This is a genomic window from Bradyrhizobium arachidis (assembly GCF_024758505.1).
Classification (GTDB): domain Bacteria; phylum Pseudomonadota; class Alphaproteobacteria; order Rhizobiales; family Xanthobacteraceae; genus Bradyrhizobium; species Bradyrhizobium manausense_C.
The window spans coordinates 8836313-8860995 of the sequence record NZ_CP077970.1 but is presented as its reverse complement, the minus strand read 5'-3'; the positions used below and the strand labels follow the sequence as shown (position 1 = coordinate 8860995).

General features: G+C 63.0%; 23 protein-coding genes and 1 tRNA gene. 17 read left to right on the top strand and 7 right to left on the bottom strand.

What is annotated here, in order from left to right; translation table 11 throughout:
* Positions 1 to 76: 76 nt before the first annotated feature.
* The 3 genes from KUF59_RS41315 (at position 77) to KUF59_RS41305 (ending at position 1670) form a co-directional block, all read left to right on the top strand.
* Positions 77 to 151 (top strand) — tRNA-Phe (locus tag KUF59_RS41315).
* A 179-nt stretch (positions 152 to 330) separates the two neighbouring features.
* Complete coding sequence (locus tag KUF59_RS41310) at positions 331 to 600, top strand: hypothetical protein (RefSeq protein ID WP_212462121.1); 270 nt, start codon at positions 331 to 333, stop codon at positions 598 to 600.
* A gap of 203 nt (positions 601 to 803) precedes the next feature.
* Positions 804 to 1670, top strand: coding sequence for a carbonic anhydrase (locus KUF59_RS41305; RefSeq protein WP_212462122.1), 867 nt, complete (start codon positions 804 to 806; stop codon positions 1668 to 1670).
* Positions 1671 to 1769: 99 nt separating this feature from the next.
* Here KUF59_RS41305 and KUF59_RS41300 read toward each other — a convergent pair whose 3' ends face one another.
* Both KUF59_RS41300 and KUF59_RS41295 read right to left on the bottom strand, forming a co-directional pair.
* Positions 1770 to 3665: a potassium transporter Kup gene (locus KUF59_RS41300; RefSeq protein WP_212462123.1), complete on the bottom strand. Its 1896-nt coding sequence runs from the start codon at positions 3663 to 3665 to the stop codon at positions 1770 to 1772.
* Positions 3666 to 3958: 293 nt separating this feature from the next.
* Complete coding sequence (locus tag KUF59_RS41295) at positions 3959 to 4858, bottom strand: transglutaminase family protein (RefSeq protein WP_212462124.1); 900 nt, start codon at positions 4856 to 4858, stop codon at positions 3959 to 3961.
* A 550-nt stretch (positions 4859 to 5408) separates the two neighbouring features.
* Between KUF59_RS41295 and KUF59_RS41290 the strand changes: the two genes are divergently transcribed.
* The 4 genes from KUF59_RS41290 to KUF59_RS41275 all read left to right on the top strand — a co-directional run bounded on the left by KUF59_RS41290 (position 5409) and on the right by KUF59_RS41275 (position 8095).
* Positions 5409 to 6344, top strand: a complete 936-nt coding sequence (locus KUF59_RS41290) for a transporter (protein ID WP_212462125.1) — start codon at positions 5409 to 5411, stop codon at positions 6342 to 6344.
* Positions 6345 to 6499: 155 nt separating this feature from the next.
* On the top strand, positions 6500 to 6682 hold the full coding sequence (locus tag KUF59_RS41285) for a hypothetical protein (protein WP_212462126.1): 183 nt from the start codon (positions 6500 to 6502) through the stop codon (positions 6680 to 6682).
* 218 nt (positions 6683 to 6900) lie between these two features.
* Complete coding sequence (locus KUF59_RS41280) at positions 6901 to 7236, top strand: hypothetical protein (RefSeq protein ID WP_212462127.1); 336 nt, start codon at positions 6901 to 6903, stop codon at positions 7234 to 7236.
* 400 nt (positions 7237 to 7636) lie between these two features.
* Positions 7637 to 8095, top strand: a complete 459-nt coding sequence (locus KUF59_RS41275; RefSeq protein WP_249140889.1) for a helix-turn-helix domain-containing protein — start codon at positions 7637 to 7639, stop codon at positions 8093 to 8095.
* Here KUF59_RS41275 and KUF59_RS41270 read toward each other — a convergent pair.
* The 5 genes from KUF59_RS41270 to KUF59_RS41250 form a co-directional block, all read right to left on the bottom strand.
* Complete coding sequence (locus KUF59_RS41270) at positions 8016 to 10325, bottom strand: glycoside hydrolase family 31 protein (RefSeq protein WP_258768016.1); 2310 nt, start codon at positions 10323 to 10325, stop codon at positions 8016 to 8018. The genes KUF59_RS41275 and KUF59_RS41270 overlap by 80 nt on opposite strands.
* 4 nt (positions 10326 to 10329) lie before the next feature.
* Complete coding sequence (locus tag KUF59_RS41265; protein ID WP_212462129.1) at positions 10330 to 11427, bottom strand: ABC transporter ATP-binding protein; 1098 nt, start codon at positions 11425 to 11427, stop codon at positions 10330 to 10332.
* Between the two features lie 18 nt (positions 11428 to 11445).
* Positions 11446 to 12501, bottom strand: a complete 1056-nt coding sequence (locus tag KUF59_RS41260) for a carbohydrate ABC transporter permease (RefSeq protein ID WP_212462224.1) — start codon at positions 12499 to 12501, stop codon at positions 11446 to 11448.
* A 10-nt stretch (positions 12502 to 12511) separates the two neighbouring features.
* On the bottom strand, positions 12512 to 13432 hold the full coding sequence (locus tag KUF59_RS41255; protein WP_249140904.1) for a carbohydrate ABC transporter permease: 921 nt from the start codon (positions 13430 to 13432) through the stop codon (positions 12512 to 12514).
* 155 nt (positions 13433 to 13587) lie between these two features.
* On the bottom strand, positions 13588 to 14880 hold the full coding sequence (locus tag KUF59_RS41250) for an ABC transporter substrate-binding protein (protein ID WP_212462131.1): 1293 nt from the start codon (positions 14878 to 14880) through the stop codon (positions 13588 to 13590).
* On the opposite strand from KUF59_RS41250, the gene KUF59_RS41245 reads away from it, so the two are divergent.
* From KUF59_RS41245 to KUF59_RS41200, 10 genes are all read left to right on the top strand, one after another.
* Positions 14879 to 15127 (top strand): hypothetical protein, encoded by a 249-nt coding sequence (locus KUF59_RS41245; protein WP_212462132.1) that lies wholly within the window; start codon positions 14879 to 14881, stop codon positions 15125 to 15127. The two genes, KUF59_RS41250 and KUF59_RS41245, sit on opposite strands and share 2 nt — an antisense overlap.
* A gap of 74 nt (positions 15128 to 15201) precedes the next feature.
* A complete protein-coding gene (locus KUF59_RS41240; RefSeq protein WP_212462133.1) occupies positions 15202 to 16185 on the top strand; it encodes a LacI family DNA-binding transcriptional regulator in 984 nt (327 codons plus the stop codon).
* A gap of 242 nt (positions 16186 to 16427) precedes the next feature.
* A complete protein-coding gene (locus KUF59_RS41235) occupies positions 16428 to 17060 on the top strand; it encodes a DUF1326 domain-containing protein (protein ID WP_212462134.1) in 633 nt (210 codons plus the stop codon).
* A gap of 48 nt (positions 17061 to 17108) precedes the next feature.
* A complete protein-coding gene (locus KUF59_RS41230; RefSeq protein ID WP_212462135.1) occupies positions 17109 to 17903 on the top strand; it encodes a DUF2182 domain-containing protein in 795 nt (264 codons plus the stop codon).
* A gap of 142 nt (positions 17904 to 18045) precedes the next feature.
* A complete protein-coding gene (locus KUF59_RS41225) occupies positions 18046 to 18444 on the top strand; it encodes a nuclear transport factor 2 family protein (RefSeq protein ID WP_212462136.1) in 399 nt (132 codons plus the stop codon).
* A 106-nt stretch (positions 18445 to 18550) separates the two neighbouring features.
* Positions 18551 to 18715 carry a copper chaperone gene (locus KUF59_RS41220; RefSeq protein WP_212462137.1) on the top strand — a complete coding sequence of 55 codons (165 nt, stop codon included), beginning with the start codon at positions 18551 to 18553 and terminating at the stop codon, positions 18713 to 18715.
* 315 nt (positions 18716 to 19030) lie between these two features.
* The gene (locus KUF59_RS41215) at positions 19031 to 21637 is read left to right on the top strand and encodes a bifunctional diguanylate cyclase/phosphodiesterase (RefSeq protein ID WP_212462138.1); all 2607 of its coding nucleotides are present in this window, start codon (positions 19031 to 19033) and stop codon (positions 21635 to 21637) included.
* 280 nt (positions 21638 to 21917) lie between these two features.
* On the top strand, positions 21918 to 22628 hold the full coding sequence (locus KUF59_RS41210) for a RibD family protein (protein ID WP_258768015.1): 711 nt from the start codon (positions 21918 to 21920) through the stop codon (positions 22626 to 22628).
* 9 nt (positions 22629 to 22637) lie between these two features.
* On the top strand, positions 22638 to 23918 hold the full coding sequence (locus KUF59_RS41205; RefSeq protein WP_212462140.1) for a flavin monoamine oxidase family protein: 1281 nt from the start codon (positions 22638 to 22640) through the stop codon (positions 23916 to 23918).
* 194 nt (positions 23919 to 24112) lie between these two features.
* Entirely contained in the window at positions 24113 to 24550 is a 438-nt protein-coding gene (locus KUF59_RS41200) for a VOC family protein (RefSeq protein WP_212462141.1), read from the top strand.
* Positions 24551 to 24683: the final 133 nt, after the last annotated feature.

Genomic DNA, 24683 nt, shown 5'->3' with positions numbered 1-24683 from the left:
CACTGGCGCCGTGATCTAGCTCTCAGCCCACCATAAGCCGCCCGCTCGATGGGCCTTGCGCCCTCTCGTCGGGTACGCCCAGGTAGCTCAGTTGGTAGAGCATGCGACAGAAAATCGCAGTGTCGTAGTGCGATTCCACCCCTGGGCACCATTCCTGAACAGATTTGCGAACCCGGGTTCGCGGTGAACGTGCCCATTCTGGTTGAAAGAGAAGCCGGACCGGATTCGACATGAATCGGTCTGCGATGGTCCGTTGATCTGAATCAAGACTGGCAAAGCTGGCGCGAGCAAGCCCTTACACTGGGATTGGTCGTGTAGCGGAGAAAACCTATGAAACGGATGCGAACGCTTGCCGTTGCAGCTGCAACCTTGATCAGCGCGACGTTGCTTTCATTCGGCTGGTCCGAGCAGGGCGGCGTCTCGCTGTTTGTCGAGAGCGCCCAGGCGCGGGTCGGTCGCCCGCTTACTCCTGTCAGCGTTGCGGGTGTTGCGCGTCGACAGACGCGACGCGCGGTCGTTGGCGGAGCTGCCGTAGGTGCGGCGGCTGCCGGCACGGCCTGCGTGCGCGTGCTGGTCAACGGCGCTTACGTCTGCCGTTGAGATCTTCGCTGGTCCGGGCCGCCGGCGCGCGCGTACATGCCGCTCCGCCGTCTCGGCTTGGCGGGCAGCGGGGCTGTCGTCCTGAGCCCAATGAGACTGCGAAACCCTGTCGGCCAAGCGGCGCGCCGCGATACCGTGCCACTCGCGGGGTCGACATGGGTCATGGTGGGTGGAGATGACCTGCGTCGCGAACGGAGGCTGACGTGGACACGGTCGATATCATATATCGGTTCAATCCCCGAGAAACCGCGATCAGGTCGTCACCGTCGGATAGCAGCGCAGCTCTGCTCCGGCTGGAGCACGGCAACAAGGGTTTCGCCGCTCTTGTCGACCATGTGAAAGATCAAATCGGAACACAGCAGATCATCCCGGTCGATCCACGCGATTTGGGCTTGGTGGCGGGCGGTCCCCAGACGGCGAAGCAACGTCCTTTCGCTGCCGTACTCGGCTGCTCGGATGCACGCGTGCCCATCGAACTGATTTTTGGCGAAGGTCCGAACGATCTTTTTGTGATCCGCGTGGCGGGCAACGGTCTGGGCACAGAGGTGCTCGGGAGCCTTAAATATGCAGTGGAAAATCTCGGTGGCAGTCTGAAGCTTATCGTGGTGCTGGGTCACAGCGGGTGTGGCGCTCTAACGACAGCAGTCGACATGTTCTTGAACCCTGGCGATTACCTGCCGCTCGCCGCCCAGCATTCGTTGCGCAGTATTCTCGACCGTCTGCTTCTTGTAGTGCAAACCTCTGCAAAAAGGCTGCTCGCCGCGTTCGGCCCTGACGTGGTCCTCAGTCCAGGATACCGAAAAGCCCTAACCGAGGCTTCGATCGTCACCAATGCAGCGCTGGCAGCTTACTCGATACAACAGGAGTTCGGGGGCACCGCTCCAGCCGATTTGCATACCGCTTACGGCGTTTATCTTCTGGAGACTCGCGAGGTGTGGGCACCGCGTCTCGGCGACATGGACGGGATCGGGTTGGCAGCGGCGCCTCACAACCTCGCTGGATTTGTCGAGCTTGGTGAGGCGATCGTCCAATCGCGCCGGATAGCGTCACTTATCAATCCGGAAAATTGACGGAGCAACACCGGTTCGTCCTGAGCAGCTGAAGAACGCTGCGTGGCACCAAATGACGGCGTGGGCACTCTTGCGGTCCCGCCGCTTCCGACGCCCACATCAGATGGCGAATTGGCGCCCGATCTCCACGACACTGTCCCTTGGCAGGTGAAAATACTCGATCGCCTCGCTTGAATTGCGCAACAGGAACGAGAATATCCGCTCGACGAGGCGTGGCAGTCCCTTGCCGTCGTCGCGCGACACGACTGTCTCGCGGCCGATGAAGTAGGTGACGTTGCTGGGATCCACCGGATAGCCCCGGTGGTGAGCACGTTGCAAGAGGGCTGGGAGGTCCGGCTGCTCCATGAAGCCGAAATGAGCGTGGACCCGCCACACCTGCGGGGCGATTTCGCGCACTTCCGTACGGTGATCGTCGGCCACGTAGGGAATCAGTTCGCTGATGACGTTAACGATCACGATCGAATCGTGCAGCGATCGGATATGTCTGAGGTGCCAGACCACGATCGGCGGGACATCCCGCGTAAGGCGCGCTACGAACACGGCCGTGCCGGGCACACGCGGAACCGCGCCGCTGTTGATTCTTGTCACGATGTCACCGATCGGAATCTGCATTTCATCAGCCTGTTTCTGCACCGCGTCGTTGCCGGACTGCCAGATCAGCATCACGCAACAGATGAACGCGCCGAGCAGCAGCGGCACCCAGCCACCCTGCGCGATCTTGAGTGCATTGGCGGACATGAATCCGGCGTCAACCGTGGCAAACCCTATCGCGATCAGGATTACTGCAGGCAGCGGCCAGCCCCAGATTTCGCGCATCGCAGCGGACAGAAGAACGGTGGTCGCCAGCATCGTTGTCGAGACTGCGATCCCATAGGCGGCAGCGAGATTGCTTGAGCTTCCGAAGCTGATTGCGAGGCCGAGCGTCACGACCATGAGCAGCCAGTTCACTCCCGGCAGATAGATCTGGCCATGACCCGCGGCGGAGGTCTGGATGATCTGCAGTCGCGGCAACAGGCCTAGCTGGATTGCCTGGCGCGTCATCGAGAAGGCTCCGGTGATGACGGCCTGGCTGGCGATGACCGTTGCAGCCGTTGCCAGTATCACCAGCGGCAGCACCAGCGGCTCCGGGCAGAGGTGATAGAAGATGTTTCCCTCGACCGGTGCACCGGCCAGCACGTATGCCGCCTGCCCCGCATAGTTCAGGATCAGCGCCGGGAAAACCAGGCACGACCAGGCGAGTCGGATCGGTGCCCTGCCGAAATGGCCAAGGTCGGCATACAGTGCCTCCGCCCCGGTAACGCAAAGAAATACGCCACCGACCACCAGCAAGGTGGTGATGCCACCGCCCGAAAACAGATAGCGCAGTCCTACTGCCGGGTTCAGCGCCCACAAGACTTCGGGATGCTGCACGATGCCTCTCAGGCCGAGCAGCGAGATTGTCGCGAACCAGATCAACATGACCGGCCCCAGCAGCCGGCCGATGCGCTCGGTGCCCTGCTGCTGCGCCGCGAACAGCGCGACCAGGACAACGACGGTTGCCGGCAGCACATAGCGCTCCAGATGAGGTGCTACGATGTTGAGTCCCTCGAGCGCCGACATGACCGAGATGGCCGGTGTGATCGCGGCATCGCCATACACCAGCGCCGCTCCGAACAGGCCGATCATCACGAGGGATTTCCGCTGTGCGTAAGTTCTGCGCAGAAGTGCCATCAGTGCGAGAATGCCGCCTTCGCCGCCATTGTCCAAACGCAGCGCGATGGTGACATATTTCAGTGAGGTGACGATGATCAGCGTCCACAGGATCAGCGACAGCGCACCGAGAATGGCTGCGGGCTCCGGGCGCTCGGTGCCCGTCACGTCAAGCACGGTCTTTAGCGTGTAGAGTGGACTGGTGCCGATATCGCCGAACACCACTCCAAGCGCGGCCAAACTCAATCCGGGCACGCTGGAATGGATTGGAGCGGGGTGAGGTGCCTCAATCGCTGAGTGGGCCATGGTGGTGGTTCCCCCGCACAACTGCCTAGTGTGATGCGCCCGCTTTGTTCGTTGGAGTCGTTGAGATAGATCAAGCTCGGGCTGCGCCGTCTGAAGAGGACCCACCTACCGGTCGCGCGGCGGCCGCGCTGCGGACTCAAAACTGTGCCGGTGATCTCCCACCACCTTGAACGCTCGGGCGCGTCGTTGACGACAAGCCTGCTCGCAGGTGTCATCGCCACTGGCGTTACCCGGATCAGCTACCGCCACACCGCCAAGCCAAATTGGCGAACCCGCGTCCCGCCCTGCATTTCCTATGCTTCTGACGGGTCGGAGACGTCGCCGAGCTTTTGGACCGTGACCTTAACCGACATGCCCAGGTAGTCCCCGGCTTCGCCAAACCACGAGCCTGCCAAGGGAATTGCCTGGCCTGGATGGCGGGCAATCGCCACCGGGATCAAATCATAACCGGCATTGATGCGATTGGTCGGGTCGTAGTTCATCCAGCCGGCACCGGGGAGAAACACCTGTAGCCAGGCGTGCGTTGCACCGGAGCCGGCCATTCCCACCTGGCCACCATCAAGCGCGGCATCGTAGAGGTAGCCGCTGACGAAGCGGGACCCAAAGCCGAGCCGGCGCAACGCCTCAATCATCAGCCAGGCATAATCCCGGCAAGTGCCCGACTTCGACTGCAGCGTTTCACCGGGAGACTGAGTGCCCTCCGCCTCCCTGGCGTTGTACCGAAATGTATCGCGGAACGCGTCCAGCATCCGCAGCAGCACATCGCTCGTTCGATTGCTGGCGATGAAGCTCTTGGCCCAGGCGGCGACACTCGCATCGGGATCCTCGGTGTGAGGACGGATATAAAGGAGCAGGTCAGTCCACTCCTCAAGGGAATATTGAACCGGGATTTCCTCCGCCCGACGTTCCAGCGGAAAATTCTCAACGCCCTTTGCGCCAAAATGGATTCCCTTGAACCGGAACGCAAAACTCAGCTCCTTGCCGGGTTCGCTGAATTCCATCGTCGTTACGTTGTTCGAGAGGGCATCGCTTGTCCATCGAATCCTGGATGGAGGATTGGTTCTTACCGACCAGTCGATGAGGCGCCCTTGCGCGGCAGGTCTTGGCAAGAACATCGCCTTATGTGTGCCAAACGTAACCGGGTTCGCATATTTGTAGGTGGTGATGTGTTCAATCTCGAAAAGAACCGCCATTGTTTCCCCCGTGGCAAGGTTGTCAGACGTTGATCTCAGCAATGCTGAGCCACTGTCTCAATGATCGGAAACGTTGCGGAAGGTGCGGTTTTCTCCCCGCGGCCCGATCGCCCAAAGCGACCGGGGAAGCACAAGAAGCTCTCGATCGTGCTGAGCCGGGATTCCCCGGATGAACTCGAAGCCTGAGTTGGATAGTAGCGAGTTTTGGGGCTGGCCGGTAGATGCGATCCGGACAGCGGCGGGTCGCGACCATCCGGGCGAGGAGCGGTATTTTCGGCTCCGAACTATTCGTCATTTGTCGACGTTGGGCGCAGCCCTCCTGCCAAATGCACGTCCTTGGGCAGTCCTCCGCGCTGGCTCGGGCCGGGGTTCCGGCAGCAGTTCTGCGATCAGCCGCAACATCTCCTGGACACTTGCCGGGGGAAGGCGATGCTGCGACCATGGCTGAGGAGGCGCCGACCTTGGCGACCAGCCTTTTGATCGACTCCGGCGTCGCCAGCATGGGAGGTTGACGCATGCCGCTCTGCGGTGCCAGCCGGGTGACCGGGGGATGATTTTGTTCGATCTCCTCGATTGCTTCAGGCGTTGGCTAATTTTCACTGTCGCTGCGACCGTCCTGGCGGCTGTAAGAGCGGAAGCCCAGGACGCTGAGCCAAGGCAGTACTCGAACACGCCCATCGGGCTCAATTTTCTGATCGCGGGTTACATCTACGCGCAAGGTAAGCTGGCATTTGACCCGCAATTGCCGATTGCCGACGCACAATTCCACTCCAATACCGGCGCCTTGGCTTACGTGCGCTCGTTCGATTTCCTGGGTTACTCCGCCAAGTTCGATGTGATCGTCCCTTATTCCGAATTTTCCGCGCGGGCGCATGCGCAGGGCCTGCAACGGGAGCGCGACATGACGGGATTTGGCGATCCGCGATTTCGCGTTTCAGTGAACCTGCTTGGTGCTCCAGCCCTGTCGTTGAAGGAATTCGCAAGCTACAAGCAAGACCTCATCGTCGGCGTCAGCCTTCAGGTGTCGGCCCCGTTGGGGCAGTATGATGACACCAAGTTGCTCAATCTCGGCAACAATCGCTGGTCGTTCACGCCCGAACTCGGCATTTCCAAGGCCTGGGGCCGATGGACTTTCGAGGTTGCGCCAAGCGTGACGTTTTTCACGGTCAATCCCGACTTCTTCGATGGAAGGAGGTTCGAACAGGCGCCGCTGTACCTACTCCGGACAAGTCTCATTCACAATTTTGATTCCGGCGCATGGATTTCACTGGACGGCATCTACTTCAAGGGCCTCCGCACCACCGTGAACGGCAACAGGGGCGACAACGAACAGGAGAACGCGCGTGCGGGCTTTACTATCGGGCTACCGATCGATCGTCAGAATTCGATCAAGCTCAACGCCGGTACGGGTATCTACACCAGAACGGGCAGCCAGTTCAGCAACGTCGCGATCGCGTGGCAGTATCGATGGGGAGCCGGCTATTGAGCGCACATGGCGGGTGATCGCGATTCAGGCAGACGTCCTTACGCCTCGGACCGCGCCAGAGGCGTTCGATGATCACGTTTTCCATCCTCGTCGTTTGACCTAGATCAAGCGCTGATTGTGGCGATTGGCTTTGCTTCCAGTGAATGGAGGCGCCGATGCCGGACCCTGTCGATGCCATAATGGCCGCCATTCACTCGGCCTTTGACAGCTACCCGAAAGAAGGCGATCCAGAGTGGCGAAGCCCCAGCTGGATCACGCCGGAGGAATGCGCGCACCTCACGAAGACAATATTGCGGGAATTGGAAGCGAAGGGCTTCCAAATCGTGAAGAAAACCTGAGGTCATGAAATGCTGAGGTCTTCCGAAGTCGGTACTTTCCTGGCGCCGCTTCTCGTCATTTCAGGGGTGACGGCGAGCGACGTGAAGCTGCAGCACAACAGGAACAACACGACTATGGCTTGGGTGTTCAGGCATGACGCGCAGCGGATGATATCGCCATCTCGCTGCCGCCTCACCTTGCAGCTGATTGTCTAAGGTAGTCCCGGAAAGGAACGGGCATGAGATACGGTACGCTGGTCCTAATTCTCGGATTGTCCGTCGGGCATGCGGAAGCTCAGGCGGCGCAGTGCTCGTCCTACTATATCTCCGAGATCAATCTCGTATCGACGGTCGACGCTGTGCCTGGCAATGTTCAGACATTCGTTGGATTCGGACTTTCGAAGGAAGAGTCCGAAAAGAACGCTATTGGAGCATGCTCGCACGTCAGATTCGACATGGAGACATGCCTGGATTCGGATCGCGCCTCGGGGCTCAACACTGCTTCTGATTCCACCAATAGCGCGCTTCATCTCAAATACAGGAAGGCGGTCAAGCGCATCACGGGTTGTAGCTAGTTGGAGGACGCGACGATGCCGATGTGTCAGTCGCCAAGAATCACTGAAGTAAGAATCACTGAAGTCTTGCTTCGCACAAGCGAAACTGCGGCGAACGACAATGTCCCGGCAACAACACCATCGCGTGCGTCGAAAAGGACCCTCGAAATGATGAGGTCGACGCTTCTGCTGACCGGTTACCGAGCCATCCGGCGGATCCTGGCGTTCGAGCGAGACCACCTCCGGAAGAAGTTCCGACCGGGGAAATGAAGGCAGCACTTAGAGGCGTTGTCACCTCCGCTCTTGCACACCTTCCGCTCGTCTTGCTGATGCTGCCGAGCTTGTCCTTGCCCCCAACCTTCGACTACATCTCGCAGCTCTGTGACAGGCATTTCGAGGATGACCTGTGGCAGGCAGAGGAATGAACCGTCAGTTTCCGACGGCCTACAAACTGAAGGCGATCAAACGTGTTGAGCGAGGCGAAGGCGTTCTGCCTGTGGCTCGTGAGCTTGGGATTTCGCGCAAGATCCTCCACGACTGGATCAAGGCGTGGAAGGCCCATGGGCCAGAGGGATTGAACCGCAAGCGGGGACCGAAGCCTGGTCCCCGAAAGCTCAAACCCCTGGCAACCTATGAGGACAAGCGTTCTGCGCTCACGCGCGCGAATGCCCGCATTGCCGAACTCGAACGGCTGGTGGGCCGCCAGCAGACTCGATTTTTTTGCGAAGACCCACGGCGCTGGCCCGCGCACAACGCGTTAGCACCGGGTCCGATCAAGACCGGCTTCGCAATGACGGAGCTCAGCCGGCTGCGCCGGCAAGGCGTAGATTCGGCACGCCGATGCCACGGACGCGGATCGGTGCGGCCAACTCTCCGCTGACATCGACAACGAAGCCGACATCATCGCGCCGCAGGCGGAATTCGATTGTCCGGCCTGCGTTGCGCCAATCTGCGGTTTCGCCATCGTCGACATAGACGAGGCCTGAGCCACCGTGGTCAGGCGCCCCGAACACCATCGCCGTCAGGCCGTTCGCGTCCTCGATCGGAACGATCGCGCCGGCGCGGGCAAAGACGGGGAGGCGGCCCAGGGGCGCTGCGACGGTGATGGTTTGCCCGCCCTCGAATGCCGTCCCGTCATGCCAGTCGTACCAGCCGCCGGGATGGGCGGGCAGATGGACTTTTCGCGTCGTCGCTCCCTCATCGAGCACGGGTGCGACGAGGAGATCGGGGCCGAGCATGAACGCGTCCTCGACGGTCGCTGCAATCGCGTCCGAGGCAAAATCCCAAAACAGCGGCCGCACCGGCGGCACGTCGTCGTGCGCCGCACGCCACATCTGCGTGTAGAGATAGGGGATGAGGCTGTGGCGAAGCTCGATGGCGGATCGAACTTGCGGGAGCACGCTCGCGTGCATCCAGGGGGTGTTGACGATGCCGCTCGCCTTCCAGGAATTCATCACCATGCGCGGCCACAGCGCGCAGAACTCGACGAAGCGGCAAAACAGTTCCGGGCCCGGCGACGGGCCGTGGAAGCCGCCGACGTCGTGGCCGATGTTGTAGAGCCCCGACAGGCTCATGTTCAGGCCCTGGGTCAGATTGTAGCGCAGCGTCTTCCAGGCGGTTTCGTTGTCGCCGCTCCAGGTCTGGCCGTAGCGTGCGATGCCGGCGCCGCCGGCGCGCGTGATCGTGTAGGGGCGCTTGCCGGGCGCCTGCGCGGCCTGGGTCTCGTAGGCGAGCTTGTGCATCAACAGCGCCTGTGCGGGTCTGGCCAGCGCCAATGGGTACGGCCGGCCATCGCCGTTGCAGACCGCATCCTCGTCCCAGATCTCGTATTCGTTGTTGTCGCTCCAGACCGACGTCACGCCGAAGGCGAGCAGCGCGTCGCGGATGCCGTTCGCCCACCACTGCCGTCCGTCCGGGTTGGTGAAGTCGACATGGAAGCCGAGGCCGTCCCAGAATTGCGCGACGGCCGGCTCGCCGGTCTCGCCGTCGGCGACCAGGATGCCGCGCGCTTTGGCTTCAGCGAGCCTTCGATGATCATCGAGCAGGCAGGGTTTCAGGTTGGTGACCGGCTGCATGCCGGCCGCCTTGAGTCGCGCCATCGTCGCTGCCGGATCGGGAAATTTGTCACGATTCCAGTGGAAGGCGTAGCGACGGTTGCCGATCGAGGTGTAGCCCGAGCCGAAGTGAAAGCTGTCGCAACGGATGCCGTGGCGCCTGCAATCCTCGATGAAGGCGGTGATGCGCCTGTCGGCATCGGGCGCGTCGGCGATGGTCATGGTCGTCATCGCGAAGCCGAGCGTCCAGCGCGGCGCAAAGGCCTGTCCGCCGGTCAGCCAGGAAAATCGGCGCGTGACCTCAGGCACCGTCGGTCCGGCGAGCACGTAATAGTCGAGGTCGCCATCCTCGGCGCGATAGAAGCGGAACAGGCCGTGATAGTTGTCGATGGTGCAGCCGAGGTCGACCGAGCCGAGCGCGAGATTGTCGTAGAAGATGCCGTGCGCGCCGCGCGCGCCGTCGACGATGACAAACGGCAGCATCTTGTAGAGCGGATCGGACAGCTCGGCGTCGAAGCCGCAGGGATCGACGGCATCGATCGCAAAACGCCGGCCGGTGCGATCGAGCGGACCGGTCTTGTCTCCGAGCCCGTAATGGCGTTCGCCCTCGTGCCGTTCCATCGCATGCAGCAACGCAGCGGTCTTGCGCGACAGGAGATAAGCCTGTGTTGGGCGGTCCTGCAGGAATGGCTGCTGCTCGCCGTCGCGGTACCAGGCGATGCCGAAGGGATCGAGCCGTATTTGAGCGCGCAGACCCGCAGCAGTGAGCGTGACGATGCCGCCATCCTCCGACACGGTCGTCGCCGGATTGGCAAAGCCGGAGATGTCGTCGCGTTGCCGGCCCTCGAACGGCGGCTCGGTGCGATCAGGGGCGATTGCCCAGCCGCGATCGAGCCGATAGCCTTCCGGCCGGCGCAGCGTGACGCGGCCGATGTCGCGCTCGAGGATGGCGACGCGCAAGCTCGCGAGCGGGGCCGCCGCCGGCCCGGTCGCGAGGTCGAAGAGCGCGGCGTTGCCGTCGAGACCGCGAAAGCGGCCGTGAGTCAGGGCTTTCATATGATCAGGCTCCGGGGACGGTCACGGCCGGGGCGAGAGCCGCGCCGGTTGCGTCGAAGATGTGCAAATGGTCGGTGGCGAAGCGGATCGCGACTGCATCGCCGCGGTCGAACCGCGACTGGCCGTCCTGGCGCAGCGTGATCTGCGGCAGGCCGGGAGCCGTGGCATAGATAAAGGTCTCGCCGCCAAGCTGCTCGACGAGATCGACGGTCGTGGCGAGCATGCCTGTGTCGGGTGCGATGTCGATATGTTCGGGGCGGATGCCGAGCGTCACGCGCGCGCCGGCGGTGAGGCCGGACGCGGCGCGGGGCAACGCGACCTCACGCTCGCCGACGGCGAGGCGCAGCGTGCCGTCGTCGGACAGCACGGTCGCGGGCAGGAAGTTCATGCGGGGCGAACCGATGAAGCCCGCAACGAAGGCGTTCGAGGGACGGTTGTAGAGCTCGAGCGGCGTGCCGACCTGCTCGATCCGGCCGGCGTTGAGCACCACGATCCGATCCGCAAGCGTCATGGCTTCGACCTGGTCGTGCGTCACATAGATCATCGTGCCGCCGATATTGGCATGCAGAGCGGCGAGCTCCTTGCGCGTCGCGACGCGCAGTTCAGCGTCGAGATTCGACAGCGGCTCGTCGAACAGAAAAATCTTCGGATCACGCACGATGGCCCGGCCGATGGCGACACGCTGGCGCTGGCCGCCGGAGAGCGCCTTGGGCTTGCGGTCGAGATAATCAGCCAGACGCAGCATAGCGGCGGCGCGGTCGACCCGCGCCTCGATCTCCGCCGGCTTCAGCCCCATGTTCTCGAGCGCAAAGCCCATGTTCTTGCGGACGCTCATATGCGGATAGAGCGCATAGGACTGGAACACCATGGCCAGCCCGCGCTCGGAGGCGGGCAGGTGGGTGACGCGTTCACCGTCGATATGGATCTCGCCGCTCGTTACGTTTTCGAGGCCGGCGATCACGCGCAGCAGCGTCGACTTTCCGCAGCCCGAGGGGCCGACGAAGACGACGAATTCGCCATCCTTCACCGCGAGGTCGATGCCGTGCAGCACGTCGATGCTGCCGAAGGATTTTCGCGCGCTCGTGAGTTTCAATTCAGCCATGGTCGATAGCCCAATCGGTCATTTCATTCCCGTCGAGCCGATGCCCGTCGTGATGAAGCGCTGCAGGAACACGAAGACGAGGGCGACGGGAGCGAGCGTCACGACCGTCATCGCAAGGAGGTAGTGCCACTGGGTCTGGAGCTCGCCCTGGAAGGCATTGAGCGCGATCTGGAGCGTGTAGACCTCGGTCTTGGTCAGGACCGCGAGCGGCCACAGGAATTCGTTCCAGCGCCACATGATCGAGAAGATCGCCAGAACCGCCAGCGCCGGCAGGGTCAGCGGCATGACGATGCGCCAATAGATCTGCCACTCGGAGGCCTTGTCCATGCGCGCCGCCTCGATCAGATCCTTCGGCAGCGTCAGCATGTATTGCCGGAGCAGGAACACGCCCGTCGGCGTCGCCGCACCCGGCAGGATCACGGCCCAGAGCGAGTTGGCGAGGCCGAACTCGGTCACGACAAGATAGACCGGCACCAGGATGATGGTCATCGGGATCATCAGCGTGCCGATCACCGCCAGCGTGGCCGCCTGCTTGCCGGGAAACGTGTAGATAGCGAGCGCATAGGCGGCCATGGAATTGATCAGCAGCGTGATCAGCGTGGCGACGACAGTCACGAATACCGAATTGAACAGGAAGCGCAGGAAGGCGAAGCGCTGCAGCGGCTCGGTGTAGTTCTCCGTCGCGAGCGCGACGCGGCGCACCGGCTCGCGCTTGTCGATCGCCACGCGGAACTGTTTTGAGGGATCGGCGGGATCGACCATCTGGGCGATGAGCCCGACGCGCCGGACCTGCGCCAGCTCGCGGACCGTGCCGTCGGGAAGCGTCGTGCGGAACAGCGGCAGCTTCTGCGGCTGGCCAGGCACCGTCACTTCGACCTGTGCGAAAGGCAGGAACGACGGCGGAAATTCCAGGAGCGCACTCTGGGTCTTGAACGATGACAGCACCAGCCACAGCACCGGGCCGAACATCAGCACGACGCCGAGCGCGAGATAGGCGTAGGCTGCGACGTCGGTCCAGTGCAGCGGCCGCCCTCGACCGTTGCGACGTTGACCAAGCAAAATCCCAAGGCGCATGGCGGCCACCTCAGATCTCTTTGCGCCGCGCGGCGGCGAATTGCAGGAGCGTCAGGACGAAAAGGACTGCGCCGAGCACGACGGACGCGGCGGCGGCGAGGCCGAAATTCTGCACCTGGCTGGCGAAGCCGGTCTCGTAGATGTACTGGACGACCATCAGCGTCGCGGTGCCGGGACCGCCGCCGGTCAGCACGAAGACCTCGTCGAAGGTCTGCGCGCCCTTGATGAGCGCGAGCACGATCACGACGATCATGTTCGGCCACAGCAGCGGCAGCGTGATGCGTGTCAGCACGCGCCAGCGCGGCGTGGCGTCCATCTCCGCCGCCTCGTAGAGATCGGCCGGGATGGCCTGAAGGCCGGCGAGCAGGATCAGTGTGTAGAAGCCCATATGCGCCCACACGGATACGAACACCGCCCAGAACATCGCCCAGCCGGGGTCGACGAAGAACAGGATTTTTTGACCGCCGAGCGTGGTGATGGCCGCGTTGAGCAGCCCGTCGCGCTGCAAAATCCATTTCCAGATCAGCGCGACGACCACGGGCGAGAGCAGGACCGGGAAGAAATAGACCGCACGGAAAAAGCCGCGCCCGCGGATCTTCATGTTGAGGACCAGCGCGGTGACGAGCGAGAACAGCACCATCGCCGTCACCTGAAACGCGACGAATTTTGCCGTATTGGCGACACCGCGCCAGAAGTGGTCTTCGCGGCATGTGGACGGATCGAGAAAGGAGCCGCAGTCGAACAGGTAGGCGAACTGGTCGCTGCCGACATAGGGACGCTCTGAGGGAAACAGGGCCGTGCCGCCGGTCACCGAGAACACGACGTTGATGCCGATCGGCAGGAACACGAACAGGCCGAAGAATACGAAGTTGGGCAGCAGGAACACATAGGCCATGCGCCGCGCGCCGATCAGGCGCTGCAGCCATCGCATCGGCGGATCGAACAGGCGTAGCGCGACGTCGAGCGGCAGGACCGCGACGCGCCGGACTTCCGCGAGCGCCGCCGCGGCGATGCCGGGCTGCGGCCTGGCGGCGGACGGAGTGTCCGACATCGCGGTGATCCCTGGACCCTGTGAACCCGTCGCCGTCACTTCTTGTTGCGCTCGGCGATCTGCTGCGCGACGTCGGCGGTGATGCGCTTTTCGGCGTCTTCGAGCGTCGTTTCGCCGGAGACCGCCTGCCCGAGCCGGCTGATGACGGCGTTGAAGATGATCCGGCTGTTGGTGTAGCCCTGGGTCTGGAAGGCGAGCGGCGAAATGCTGGCCGCGCTTGCGGTGAAGACCTTCAGTGCTGCGGCGGCTTCCGGGCTGGCCGTCGGATAGTCGATGCCTTTCTTCGCGAGCCCAAGGTGGCCGGGCACGAACAGCGCGCGCGAATAAAACTCCGCCAGCACCGGTTCGCTGGCGAGATAGTCCATCAGTCGCGCGACTTCCTTGGGATGCTTGGTCGTCTTGAAAGCCACGAGAGCGGCGCCGCCCGGCATGCTGCTGCACCCGCCGGGGCCGCAGGGATTGGGGACCGCGACCCAGTCGAAGGCGTTGTCCACGGTCTTGGCGAACTGGGCAGTCTGCCACGATCCGGACAGATACATCACGACCTGTGCGTTCTTGAATTCGTCGTTGGCGCCGCGATAGGCCGTGCCGGAGACCGAGCCCCACAGCTCCTTCGACATGACGCCGGACCTGTGCCAGTCGTAGATGAGCTGCGCCGCGCGCTTGAAGCCCTCGTCCACGACATCAGGCTCGCCGTTCGCGCCGAAGATCTTCGTGCCTTGCGACACGGCGAGCGCATAGAAGCGATGGCCCGAGCGGTCGAGCGCGAGCGGGAACGGTGCCTGCACCTTGCCCGCAACCTCCTTCACCGCTTTCGCCCAATCCTCCCAGGTCGACTTCTCGCTGGGCATCGCGACCCCGGCCTGCTCGAACAGGGTCTTGTTGACGAAGGGGCCGGTGACGGTGAGCTGGGTCATGAAGCCCGGAATGGCCTGCGTGTCTCCCGCAGGGCGCATCCATTCGAGGAAGGGGCCGAAATTCGTCTCCCAATAGCCGGGATCTTTGAGAAGGGGGCGCATGTCGAGCGCGTAGCGCGACAGGCCGCCCATATCGACGACACGCGCCATGTCGGGGCCCTGGCCGGAGGCCAGCTGCACGGGCAGATTCTCGTTGATCGCCTTGAAGGGCACCTGATCGAGAACGACGTCGATGTCCTTGTTCTGCTCGTGGAATCGCTTCAGCAGGTCAGCCATCACCTCGCCCTCGTTGCCGTCCGAGTACCAGGCCATTCGCAGCGTGGTCGTCTCGGCCGACGCTGGCCCGTTGAGTGCGGTGGCGGACAGAAGGGACAGCACAAGAGACGCGATAACGGGCTTGACGGCACGCATGATCATTTCCTCCACGCTCGCCGGCCCGGTCGGTCCGCGCGAGATTGGCGCCACGGGCCCGTTCTCCGACGGATCCTTTGGCGCAGGTGTTTCCTTCCAGATCGGCATCCCGTCGGATGCTGTTTTTCACGCGTTTGGGCGCAAGTTATCCACAGAAGCGGACAAAAGGCGGCAGGGCCGGCCGGGGCGCCCCCAACGGGTAAAACTATCTTGGCAAACGTTTGCCAAACTGTCAATCGTGGTTTAAATCGTCTTGTCGGGTCTCGGAAGAAGCCTCGACGGTGGCTATAGGTTGCAATCGGACCAACCCCATAGAGGCCGATGCCGGAAGACGTCTCACTTGCCACAGTCGCGGCCCGGGCCGGCGTCTCGGTTTCGACCGTATCGCGGATCGTCAACGGTGAGATGCGCCGCGCCTCCCCGGCGACGGTGGCGCGGGTGCTCGATGCGATCGAGGCGGTAGGCTACCGGCCAAATCCGGTGGGACGGGCGCTCAAGAGCGGACAAAGCCAGCTTGTGGCGATGATCGCGGCCAATCTCGACAATCCGGCCATGGCGACGATCGCAAGCTCCACTGAGGCCGCACTGCGCGAGGCCGGCTACGTCATGGTCCTCTGCGATACGCACGACCGACCCGACCTTCAGGACGAATATCTCTACGCGATGCGGGCCCAGATGGTGCGCGGCTATGTCCTCGTTGCGGCGGTCGCCAGCCCCGGCCTGAGCGAGCTTTCCGCGTCCGGCGCCCCGGCGGTCTTCGTGACCCGCCGCAATCCGACCGGCAACGGCCCGTTCGTTGGGATCGACGATCGTGCAGCCGGCGCTGCCGTCGCCGACCATTTTGCCGATCTCGGGCGGCGTGCCCCGGCTGTTGTCTTTCCGCGGCTGGGCTCGTCCGCATCGCGGGACCGCGTGTCGGGTTTTTTGGCCAGGCTGCGGGAGCGTGGCTGTTCCGACGACGCGATCATCCGGGCCGACGGCGCGGGACGATCGCATCTGCAAGTCGGCTACGACGCCGGCGCGCGAATTTTCGGCGGCAGCGACACGCCGGACGCCATTCTCTGCGTGAGCGACCAGATCGCCTATGGCGTCAACCGGCGCGCGCTCGAACGCGGCCTGAAAATCCCCGGCGATTGCGATCTGGTCAGCATCGACGGCACGCCTCTCAATCAGTGGGTCGCACCCTGGCTGAAGTCGATCGAAATCCCCTACGCCGTCTACGGGGCGGAGATCGTCGCGGGCCTGCAATTGATCTGGCGAGGCGAGGCTTTTGGCGAACGCCTGCTTCCCTACAGGTTCGGCTGACACGCGACGTTCACGGGATGTTGGCTTTGCATCCGCGGTTCGGATTTGCCTCGCTGGTCGCTCGTCCAGGAATGATATATGCTCTTCGCCATTGGGACGGTAAACGGCAGCTCGCCACCGGACTTTTCCGCGATGCCGGCCTTCTGATCGGATCTCGATCCCGCTCGCGATTTTTCGCTGACATAACGCTGAACGAACCCGTCGACGGCTGCCGCGTCCCCCTTCACATTGGGAGATGTGCCATGGCTGCAACGGACTGGCGTCTCGAAGGCGAATGGATCAAGAACTGCACTTGCGCGTTTGGCTGCCCCTGCGACTTCAACGCTCTGCCGACCCAGGGCTATTGCAAGGGCATGGTCGGCATGAGGATCACCAAGGGACATTTCGAGGGGACCAGGCTCGATGGGCTCTATTTCGCAGCCACCGTCGAATTCCCGGGAGCGCTGCACGAGGGCAACGGGAAGATGCAGCCCATCGTTGATGAGCGAGCAACGCCGGAACAGCGGCAGGCGCTGTTTGACATCTTCTCCGGCAAGCATTCCGCCGAGGGTACGCTGTTCCACATCCTCAGCCTGATCGTCACCACCATCCACGATCCCGTCTTTGCGCCGTTCGAATTTTCCTTCGACAAGGACGGGCGCGTCGCCAAGCTCGTCGTCAAGGGCGTGCTGGAGACGGAAGTCGAGCCGATCAAGAATCCGGTAACGGGTGCGCCGCATCGCATTCAGGTGGTCATGCCCGAGGGCTTCGAGCACCGGGCCGCCGAGGTCGCCTCTTGCAACATCCGCTCGACCGGCGCGATCAAGTTCGAAACGAAGGGCACGCACAGTTCGCTCGCCAAGGTGGTGCAGACGCCCGACGGCGTTGCCGCCTGATGCGCTGAATTCGCCGTTCCAACTTGCCGCGCTGTCAGCGAGGGGCTCATGACCGAGCCAGGCGTGCTCGAACAAGGCGTGCTCGAACAGGTGCTACGTCGCGATCGCCTGGTCGTTGCGGCTGGGCTTGTCGCGGTTGTGGCGCTCGCCTGGGCCTATCTCGCTGTTGGCGCCGGCATGGATACCGACATGATGGCCGACATGCCGGACATGGCGCCGATGCCATGGACGCCGCTCTACGCCGTGCTGCTGTTTGCGATGTGGTGGACGATGATGATCGCGATGATGGTGCCGAGCGCGGCGCCCACTGTCCTCTTGTACGCGACAGTCAAGCGCAGGCAGGAGACTGCGTCCGGCGCAGCGAGGGAGGTCTGGATCTTTCTCGCCGGCTATCTGCTGGCATGGGCCGGGTTCAGTCTCGTTGCGGTCCTGGCACAATGGGCGCTCGAACGTAGCGGGTTCTTGTCGATGGCGATGGCAAGCACGAGCGTCGTTCTGGGCGGCATTATTCTTCTGGCCGCGGGGCTCTATCAGTTCACGCCGCTCAAGACCGCCTGCCTTCGCTACTGTCAAAACCCGCTGCTGTTCCTGAGCAGGTACTGGCGGGTCGGCGGAAGCGGGGCGCTCCGCATGGGACTTCGCCACGGCAGCTACTGCGTCGGCTGCTGCTGGTTCCTGATGGCATTGCTGTTCGTCAGCGGCGTGATGAATCTGGCCTGGATCATCGCCATCGCACTCTATGTTGCCTGCGAGAAACTGCTTCCGTTCGGCCGCAGGCTCAGCCATGCGGCCGGAGCGACCCTCATCATAACAGGCGCGATTCTGCTCGCGCGGGCGGCGTGAGATACACGATGGAAGGTGCTGTGCCGCTTGCGGCGCTTCCTTCGATCCTGAGAGGAGGTGATTGCACGAATATACGAGCGCGGATTTCCTTTCGAATTTCATCGCGTGAAAACCACCTTCAATGTTGCAAGGAGTAGGTCCAATGGCATCCAATCTCGAGATCGCGAAGAAGGGCTATGAGCTTTTCCAGCAGGGCGACATTGCAACGCTGGTCAACGACATGATGACCGACGACTGCACCTGGATAACGCCAGGCCCCAGGGACAAATTGCCTTGGGCCGGTCGCTACAAGGGAAAGCAGGAGATTGCCGGCTTCTTTGCGAAGATCGCGGAGAATATCGACTTCAGCGAGTTTGCGCCGCGCGAGATGATCGAGCAGGGCGACACCGTCGTTGTCCTCGGCTCATCCGCCGGTCGGATGAAGAAGACGGGCAAGACCAGCAAGAACGAATGGGCCCATGTGCTGAAATACAGCCAGGGAAAGCTGGTGTACTTCCAGGAATATTACGACACGGCGGCGGAAGTTGCCGCAATGTCGTGATGACAGGAGTGAGGACCGGGGAGGGCGCATCGCTCGCGCCCTTTCGGGGAGTTACGGTGGCAGTGCGATCTCGCGAACCAACAGACGCGTCGGAGCTGGTTTCTGGATGGCATTGCCGTTCGTCAGCGGCGTGATGAATCTGGTCCGGATCGTCGGCATCGCGCTCTATGTCGCCGGCGAGAAGCTGCCTCCGTTCGGCCGAAGACTGAGCCTTGCTGCGGGCGTGACGCTCATCCTGTCCGGCACGATCGTTCTTGCGCGCGCATTTTGAGCAGCCCCGCGGAACTCGCGGCGACAAAATGACGCTGTCGGATAGTTAATATCGCCAGGCCGCCCGGAAGCGGCCGCCCTCCGTGATCATACGGATGCAATAAGTCTAACACTTGAGCTTTCTCCGAACTAAAACTTAAGGCTGTAGCCCTAGGCTCGGGACCCGGGATGACGACAGCGCCCCGCTTGCGGCTGTGCTGTTCCCGATGAGGCGGAGATAGGCAATGCCCTCTTTCGCGACGATCACTGTTCGGTCCTGGCGGCTGATGAGGGCGCGCGCGTCGTGATTCCCGGAAGTTCCGTGCGCAAAGCTGCGATGACAATTCTGCGGAATGCCCCGCTGCAGATTGCATTGTTCTTCCTGCCCCTGGTCTGGATCGGGTACTTCGCGATCACGTCATCGGAGCGGGCGGATGCGGTCCAGCAGGCGCGGCTGCAGGGCGACAGCGTCGCCGAATTGTTCGAGGAAAACACCGAGCGCATCTTCGAACGCGTGGATCAGTCGTTGCTGGTGGTGCGCGCACTTTACGCCCAGGATGAGCTGACCTTCAGTCTCAAGCTCTGGTCTGACAGGGCCCGTATCGCCACCGGCGACGTGGTTCAGTTCTCCCTGATCGGACTGGACGGCTACATGCTCGATACGACAGCCGGCTATTCCGGTCCGCCGCTCTATCTCGGCGATCGCGAGCACTTCGCCAATGTCATGTCGCAAGCCGATGATCGCCTCTATGTCGCGAAGCCGGTGTTGGGGCGGGCGTCCAACAAATGGACCATCCAGCTCGCAAGGAAGATGTTCGACCTCGCCAGGAATCCGGTGGGCGTGGTCGTCGGCTCGGTCAGCGTCGACGTCGTCGGCAGGTTCTACGATACGGCAAAACTCGGCGCCGGAGGAACGCTGGTTCTCAGAAACTCGAACTATATCGTGCTCGCCGCGCGCGGCGTGGACCAGGGTGCCGTGCTGGGGCAGCGCGCCCCGAGCCGCGTCGAAGGCGAGCTGGGGGACGGCTTCCATGCACAGTACTGGAACGAAAACCGGCCGAACCGCACCGACAGGTTGATCACCGCGCGCCGATCGCACGTCTTTCCGCTCATCTTCACCGTGGGCATTTCGGAGCAGGAGATCTACGCACGATCCGATTCCAGGAAGAAGATCTATCTCGGTGGCGCGCTGCTGCTCACGTTCATCATCCTGACCGCGACGGTGTTCCACTGGCGGCGGCAGCAAGCGCTCGATCGGGCCCAGCGCGAGCTGCGCGATTCTGCGATCAAGTTCGAAGACGCACTCAGGAATCTTCCCCTGGGGTTGAGCATGTTCGACGACCGCGACCGCCTGATCGCGTTCAATCGACAATGGCTCGAACTCTATGGCCTCGCGCCGGAGGAGATTCGCATCGGCATCGATTTCCGCGAGGTGTTTGCAAAACAGACTGCCGTGCTCGACGTCGAGGCTTATCTCGTCGATTTGAAGAACCGGCTCGTCCAGTCGGAGCACATTTCGAACACCGTGCAGTTCCCCGATGGGCGGGTCGTCTATATCTCCTACGGACGGCGCGAGGACGGTGGCTGGGTCGCCACCCATGAAGACATCACCGAACGCAAGGCGTCCGAAGACCGGATCGAGAGGTTAGCGCATTACGACAGCCTGACCGGCCTCGCCAATCGCAATCTGTTCAAGGACCGCATCGACGAAGCGCTCGCGAGGCATTCCCGGCTCGGCGTGCCGTTCGCCGTGCTCCTGCTGGATCTCGACAAGTTCAAGTCCGTCAATGATGCGCTCGGCCACCAATGCGGCGACGCGCTGCTGAAGCAGGTTGCGGTCCGGATCAAGGCGCAGATCCGTGACGTCGATATTGCGGCGCGGATCGGCGGTGACGAGTTTGCCGTGATCGTGTCGACGGGCAAGGTCTCGATCCACGATGGCGCTGCCGCGCTCGCGGCGCGGCTGGTTCAAGCCGTTGCGGAACCCTATCACGTCGATGGCCATCCCGTCGCGATCGGCTGCAGCATCGGCGTTGCCGTGGTACCCGAGCATGGCACGCGGGTCGATGAGATCCTTCGCAATGCCGATCTTGCGCTCTACAAGTCGAAGAACGCCGGCCGAAACTGCTTCCATATCTACTCGGCGGATCTCAAGGCCGAAGCGGATCAGCGCAACGTGCTCGAGATCGAGCTTCGTGAGGCGATCTGGCGCGAGGAGATCGAGGTGTTCTATCAGCCGGTGATCGAGCTCGGCACCGGCCGTGTGAAATCGGTCGAGGCCCTGGCGCGCTGGCGTCACGGCACCAGGGGCTTCATTCCACCGGTCGAGTTCATTGCGGTTGCGGAGACGGGCGGACTGATCGTCGAGCTCGGCGAGCAGGTGCTGGCCAAGGCGTGTCGCGACGCGATGACCATGCCTGATGATGTCAAGGTCGCGGTCAACCTCTCCGCTCTGCAATTTGCTGGCACCAACCTCGTCGATACCGTGACGTTCGCACTGGCACAGAGCGGACTGCCGCAAACCCGGCTCGAGCTCGAGATCACCGAGAGTGTGTTTCTCGCCGATACTCAGGAGAACCTCAAGACACTCCAGCGCCTCAAGGCGCTCGGCGTCTCCATTGCACTTGACGACTTCGGTGTCGGCTATTCGTCCTTGTCCTATCTGACGGCGTTTCCGTTCGACAAGGTCAAGATCGACAAATCCTTCATCGACAGGATCGACCGCAGCGAAACCGTCGCGGTGCTGAAATCCATCGTGCAGCTTGCGAAAACGTTGAAGCTCTCGATCGTCGCCGAGGGCGTCGAGACCTCCGAACAGGTCAGTCAGCTCCAGTCGCTCGGAATTGCCCTCGGCCAGGGCTTCTACTTCAGCAAGCCCGTGCCGCTGGCCGACCTGTCATGGCAAGGCCACACCGCGCGGCGGCGGCGCCAGACGGCGGCGTAACGGGCAGGGCTGCGCGCGCGGGCACGGCGCGTTACCTGCGACTGCGTGGCGCGTTTGCGGCCCTGGGCGGCACTTGAGCCCTCACAAAGCTCGGACGGGTGAACGGCGAGTTCGGGGATACCATCCGCGCATGGCCGCAATGCCGGCTCGCGTTGTGAAACGTGAGCTGCGATCCCGGTCGCCGCCTATGATATTGGTGACCGCTCACCCCCCGCGAGGCCATCCCGTGCTCCGCCAAGGGTAACGCAACGCCCGCCTGAGAGGCGGCCCGGAGAATTGCATGAAACCCCAAATCATCTGCCTGATGGCCTCCAGCGTCGATGGCCGGACGCATCACAGCCGCTGGCGGCCGAAGGGGGCGGGGGCGGATCTGTTCGAGCGGGTGCATGAGGAGCTCGGCGGCGATGCCTGGCTGATCGGGCGCGTGACCGGATCGGAGTTTGCCAAGGGCAAGCCGTATCCGGCTTCGACGAGCCAGACGTTTCTGCGCGAAAACTGGTTCGCGCAGTGCGATGCGAAAGCCTATGGCGTCGTGCTCGACGCGCACGGCAAGATCGGCTGGGGCCGTTCCGACATCGGCGGCGATCCGATCGTCGTGGTGCTGACCGAGAGCGTTTCGGATGCACATCTTGCAGGCCTGCGCGGCGAGGGCGTGTCCTACGTCTTTGCCGGCAAGTCGGAGATCGATCTCGCGCTCACGCTGGAAATTCTCAATCGCGAGCTTGGCGTGAAGCGCCTGCTGCTCGAGGGTGGCGGTGCCGCCAATGGCGCGTTCCTGCGCGCCGGCCTCGTTGACGAGCTCAATCTGATCCTCTGTCCGGCGGTGGACGGCGCCAGGGGCGCGCCGCTCGTGTTCGATTCGACGGACGGAGAGAGCGATCAGCGCGCACCGGTCACCGCAATGACGCTGGAAAGCACGACGCCACTCGGCGGTGGCGCGTTGCTCTTGCGCTACCTCATCACGAACGATCCTGCGGCGGCGAGCCGGTAAAGCGCCAGCATGTCGCGAAAGAGTGCAAGCCACATCGTCATCGTCGGCGCCGGCGCGGCCGGTCTGATGGCGGCGCGAGAGCTCGCGAGCGCGGGCCGCAAGGTGACGATTCTGGAGGCGCGCGAGCGATGCGGCGGACGCATCCATCCGCTTGCGACGTCTGCGTTCGGCTATGGCGCGGCAGGCGGTGCCGAGTTCGTCCATGGCGAGGCCAGGGTCACGCGCGCTCTGCTGGTCGAGGCGCAGCTTTCGCTGCAGGTGATCCAGGGGACGCAATGGAGCCTCGATGACGGAAAACTTTCGCGCGAGGCACGCTACGATCCGCATGAGGCGGCGGAGCTTCATCGCGCTCTGGCAGAGTTGACGGACGATCTGACCATCGCCGAATTCTTGCGCCGGCATTTTGCTGCGCCTCAATATGAGCGGATGCGACAGTCGATCGCGCGGATGGTCGAGGGTTATGACGCGGCCGATCCCGAGCGCGCCTCGACGCTGGCGCTGCGCGACGAATGGATGGGCGGCGGACTGCATGCGCAGACGCGTATCGTCGGCGGCTACGGCGCGCTCGTCACGCATCTGGTTGAGCAGTGCCACGCCCACGGCGTCGCCATGCGCCTTGGCTGCATCGTCTCCGCGATCGAGGAGGCCGATGGCGGCATCGTCGTCCGCTGTGGCAATGGCGAGGTGCATCGCGGCGACGCGGCTGTCGTCACCGTGCCCGTTCCGCTGCTGCAGGAGATCGCGCTTCCTCCGGCAGCGCGCGCGAAGGCAACGGCCGCTGCAGATATCGGCTTCGGCAACGTGATCAAGCTCCTGCTGCGGTTCGAGACACGCTGGTGGCTCGACCGGAACAAGGAGCTCGGCGATCTCACCTTCCTGCTGTCGGAAGCGACGATCCCGGTGTGGTGGACGCAGCATCCGGCCACCCATCCCGTGCTCACCGGCTGGTTCGGCGGCCCGAAGACGGCAGGCCTTGCCGGCCTCGACCGCGCGGCGCTGATCGACGCCGGGCTTGCCTCGCTTGCAGCCATCTTCGGCTTGCCACGCGACGAGCTCGCGCAAAAACTCGCCGCCGCCGAAGCGATCAACTGGGCGCAGGATCCCTTCGCGCGCGGCGCCTATTCCTACGCGACGCCGCAGACGCGCGCGGCGCAGGCGACGCTCACCAGGCCCGATGGCGCAGTTCTCTTCGCCGGCGAAGCCCTCTATCGCGGCCCCGACATGGGGACCGTCGAGGCCGCATTGTCCAGCGGCCGCGAGACGGCGCGGGTGATCCTGGAAGGTCGGTAGGGTGAGTTAGCCGAAGGCGTAACCGCCTCTTTTCTGTCCGCCTGTGACAGAAGTGGTGGGTTACGCCGAGCGGATTGCGCTTCGCGCAATCCGCGGGGCTAACCCACCCTACCGGCCAAAAAAATTCAGGCCCATGTCGGATGCCGGCCGGCTTGTTCGTCCTCCGGGCGAGCCCACGCAAAACGGAGTTCGCCGTGACCTCGATCACCCCTTTCCTCTGGTTCGACAACAACGTCCCGCAGGCGGTTGCCTTCTACAAATCGGTGTTTCCCAACGCCAAGGTCGAAACGGTCAACGACTTCATGGCGGTCTTCGAGCTGGAAGGGCAGAAGTTCAACGCCCTCAACGGCGGTCCGCAATACAAGTTTACCGAGGCGGTGTCGTTCTTCATCAGCGTCGAGACCCAGGAGGAGGTGGACTATTTCTGGTCCAGGCTCACCGCGGACGGCGGCGAGGAATCGCGATGCGGCTGGCTGAAGGACAAGTTCGGCCTGTCGTGGCAGGTGATCCCCAAGGCGCTGAGCCGTTATCTGAGCGATCCCGACCGGACCAAGGCAAATCGTGTCATGCAGGCGATGCTGAAGATGCAGAAGATCGTCATCGCCGATCTCGACAAGGCGTATGCGGGATAGGACAACGACCGTCGCGCCAAGCAGATGTGAGGCGCGGTTCGCTTGCCGGATCGCGCGCCACGCATTGAGAGGTTGCAATCTCCCGTCTGTTGTGATGTATACGCGCCGCGTCGAGCATTCCGCTCCGCTAGGA

Coding starts and splice junctions, on each gene's coding strand:
- KUF59_RS41220 (WP_212462137.1), top strand. CDS start 18,551: ATGGCATTGCCGTTCGTCAGCGGCGTGATGAATCTGGTCCGGATCGTC.
- KUF59_RS41245 (WP_212462132.1), top strand. CDS start 14,879: ATGATCATTTCCTCCACGCTCGCCGGCCCGGTCGGTCCGCGCGAGATT.
- KUF59_RS41205 (WP_212462140.1), top strand. CDS start 22,638: ATGTCGCGAAAGAGTGCAAGCCACATCGTCATCGTCGGCGCCGGCGCG.
- KUF59_RS41210 (WP_258768015.1), top strand. CDS start 21,918: ATGAAACCCCAAATCATCTGCCTGATGGCCTCCAGCGTCGATGGCCGG.
- KUF59_RS41255 (WP_249140904.1), bottom strand. CDS start 13,432: ATGCGATGGCTGCAGCGCCTGATCGGCGCGCGGCGCATGGCCTATGTG.
- KUF59_RS41265 (WP_212462129.1), bottom strand. CDS start 11,427: ATGGCTGAATTGAAACTCACGAGCGCGCGAAAATCCTTCGGCAGCATC.
- KUF59_RS41225 (WP_212462136.1), top strand. CDS start 18,046: ATGGCATCCAATCTCGAGATCGCGAAGAAGGGCTATGAGCTTTTCCAG.
- KUF59_RS41290 (WP_212462125.1), top strand. CDS start 5,409: ATGATTTTGTTCGATCTCCTCGATTGCTTCAGGCGTTGGCTAATTTTC.
- KUF59_RS41230 (WP_212462135.1), top strand. CDS start 17,109: ATGACCGAGCCAGGCGTGCTCGAACAAGGCGTGCTCGAACAGGTGCTA.
- KUF59_RS41275 (WP_249140889.1), top strand. CDS start 7,637: ATGAACCGTCAGTTTCCGACGGCCTACAAACTGAAGGCGATCAAACGT.
- KUF59_RS41285 (WP_212462126.1), top strand. CDS start 6,500: ATGCCGGACCCTGTCGATGCCATAATGGCCGCCATTCACTCGGCCTTT.
- KUF59_RS41215 (WP_212462138.1), top strand. CDS start 19,031: ATGACAATTCTGCGGAATGCCCCGCTGCAGATTGCATTGTTCTTCCTG.
- KUF59_RS41295 (WP_212462124.1), bottom strand. CDS start 4,858: ATGGCGGTTCTTTTCGAGATTGAACACATCACCACCTACAAATATGCG.
- KUF59_RS41260 (WP_212462224.1), bottom strand. CDS start 12,501: ATGCGCCTTGGGATTTTGCTTGGTCAACGTCGCAACGGTCGAGGGCGG.
- KUF59_RS41250 (WP_212462131.1), bottom strand. CDS start 14,880: ATGCGTGCCGTCAAGCCCGTTATCGCGTCTCTTGTGCTGTCCCTTCTG.
- KUF59_RS41235 (WP_212462134.1), top strand. CDS start 16,428: ATGGCTGCAACGGACTGGCGTCTCGAAGGCGAATGGATCAAGAACTGC.
- KUF59_RS41300 (WP_212462123.1), bottom strand. CDS start 3,665: ATGGCCCACTCAGCGATTGAGGCACCTCACCCCGCTCCAATCCATTCC.
- KUF59_RS41310 (WP_212462121.1), top strand. CDS start 331: ATGAAACGGATGCGAACGCTTGCCGTTGCAGCTGCAACCTTGATCAGC.
- KUF59_RS41270 (WP_258768016.1), bottom strand. CDS start 10,325: ATGAAAGCCCTGACTCACGGCCGCTTTCGCGGTCTCGACGGCAACGCC.
- KUF59_RS41280 (WP_212462127.1), top strand. CDS start 6,901: ATGAGATACGGTACGCTGGTCCTAATTCTCGGATTGTCCGTCGGGCAT.
- KUF59_RS41240 (WP_212462133.1), top strand. CDS start 15,202: ATGCCGGAAGACGTCTCACTTGCCACAGTCGCGGCCCGGGCCGGCGTC.